This is a genomic window from Larkinella terrae, assembly GCF_009668025.1.
GTDB classification, from domain to species: Bacteria; Bacteroidota; Bacteroidia; order Cytophagales; family Spirosomataceae; genus Larkinella; species Larkinella terrae.
The window spans coordinates 1-2,351 of the sequence record NZ_WJXZ01000016.1; the positions used below are offsets into that span (position 1 = coordinate 1).

The following is a 2,351-nucleotide window of genomic DNA, read 5'->3' on the forward strand; positions in this document are numbered from 1 at the left end:
GATTTCGTGTTACCTGATGCTTAGAGGCTTTTCCTGGAAGCAGGGCATTTATCACTTCAGCACCGTAGTGCCTCGTCATCACACCTCAGCGTTAATAAGGTACCGGATTTACCTGGAACCTCCGCCTACATGCTTAAACCGGGACAACCGTCGCCCGGCTGACATAGCCTTCTCCGTCCCCCCTTCGCAGTAACACCAAGTACAGGAATATTAACCTGTTTCCCATCGACTACGCCTTTCGGCCTCGCCTTAGGGGTCGACTCACCCTGCCCCGATTAACGTTGGACAGGAACCCTTGGTCTTCCGGCGAGCGGGCTTTTCACCCGCTTTATCGTTACTTATGTCAGCATTCGCACTTCTGATACCTCCAGCACCCCTCACAGGACACCTTCAACGGCTTACAGAACGCTCCCCTACCCAACAACACATAGTGTCGCTGCCGCAGCTTCGGTGCATGGTTTAGCCCCGTTACATCTTCCGCGCAGGCCGACTCGACCAGTGAGCTATTACGCTTTCTTTAAATGATGGCTGCTTCTAAGCCAACATCCTGGCTGTCTGTGCCTTCCCACATCGTTTCCCACTTAACCATGACTTTGGGACCTTAGCTGGCGGTCTGGGTTGTTTCCCTCTTCACGACGGACGTTAGCACCCGCCGTGTGTCTCCCGTGATAACATTCTTCGGTATTCGTAGTTTGCATCGGGTTGGTAAGCCGGGATGGCCCCCTAGCCGAAACAGTGCTCTACCCCCGAAGATGAATTCACGAGGCGCTACCTAAATAGCTTTCGGGGAGAACCAGCTATCTCCCGGTTTGATTGGCCTTTCACCCCCAGCCACAGGTCATCCGCTAATTTTTCAACATTAGTCGGTTCGGTCCTCCAGTTAGTGTTACCCAACCTTCAACCTGCCCATGGCTAGATCACCGGGTTTCGGGTCTATACCCTGCAACTTAACGCCCAGTTAAGACTCGGTTTCCCTTCGGCTCCCCTATACGGTTAACCTTGCTACAGAATATAAGTCGCTGACCCATTATACAAAAGGTACGCAGTCACACCCGAAGGTGCTCCCACTGCTTGTACGTACACGGTTTCAGGTTCTTTTTCACTCCCCTCGCCGGGGTTCTTTTCGCCTTTCCCTCACGGTACTGGTTCACTATCGGTCAGTCAGGAGTATTTAGCCTTGGAGGATGGTCCCCCCATATTCAGACAGGATACCACGTGTCCCGCCCTACTCTTCGAGTTCACAGCATGTGTGCTTTCGTGTACGGGACTATCACCCTGTACCGTCGGACTTTCCAGACCGTTCCACTAACACACAAGCTGATTCAGACTCCGGGCTGCTCCCCGTTCGCTCGCCGCTACTGGGGGAATCTCGGTTGATTTCTTTTCCTCGGGGTACTTAGATGTTTCAGTTCCCCCGGTTCGCCTCGTTAACCTATGTATTCAGTTAACGATAGTGCAACGGATTGCACTGGGTTTCCCCATTCGGACATCGCCGGGTCAAAGGTTCATATCACCTCGCCGGCGCTTTTCGCAGATTAGCACGTCCTTCATCGCCTCTGACTGCCAGGGCATCCACCGTGTACGCTTAGTCGCTTAACCTCACAACCCGAAGATGTTTCACTTCTGATTGCGAAAATTTGAGAGACTCGAACACACATGAGCTGTGTGTCGTTTCAATTTTCAGCTTGATCCAGATTTTTAAAGAGCAAATATCTCAAACATGACTCGCAAGTCAGTTTTGAGATATGACGGCAGGTGACTTTCACTCACGAACCAGCAAGTGGCGTCCCCTAGGGGATTCGAACCCCTGTTACCGCCGTGAAAGGGCGGTGTCCTGGGCCTCTAGACGAAGGGGACGTACAGTCTCAATCGCAAGACGCCTTGCTATTTACTTTTCATCAGACAATCTGTGTGGACACTACAAAGGCAGGTTCTTTAAGGTAAGGAGGTGATCCAACCGCAGGTTCCCCTACGGTTACCTTGTTACGACTTCACCCCAGTCATGAATCACAAAGTGGTAAGCGCCCTCCCGAAGGTTAAGCTACCTACTTCTTTTGCAACCCACTCCCATGGTGTGACGGGCGGTGTGTACAAGGCCCGGGAACGTATTCACCGTGGCATTCTGATCCACGATTACTAGCGATTCCGACTTCATGGAGTCGAGTTGCAGACTCCAATCCGGACTACGACGCACTTTATGAGGTCCGCTTGCTCTCGCGAGGTCGCTTCTCTTTGTATGCGCCATTGTAGCACGTGTGTAGCCCTACTCGTAAGGGCCATGATGACTTGACGTCATCCCCACCTTCCTCCAGTTTATCACTGGCAGTCTCCTTTGAGTTCCCGGCCGGACC

General features: G+C 52.4%; 1 tRNA gene and 2 rRNA genes. All 3 read right to left on the reverse strand.

Features of this window, described 5'->3' with window-relative positions:
• Window positions 1-1,599, reverse strand: a 23S ribosomal RNA gene (locus tag GJJ30_RS30735); the annotation flags it as partial.
• A gap of 182 nt (window positions 1,600-1,781) precedes the next feature.
• Window positions 1,782-1,857 (reverse strand) — tRNA-Glu (locus GJJ30_RS30740).
• A gap of 84 nt (window positions 1,858-1,941) precedes the next feature.
• Window positions 1,942-2,351, reverse strand: a 16S ribosomal RNA gene (locus tag GJJ30_RS30745); the annotation flags it as partial.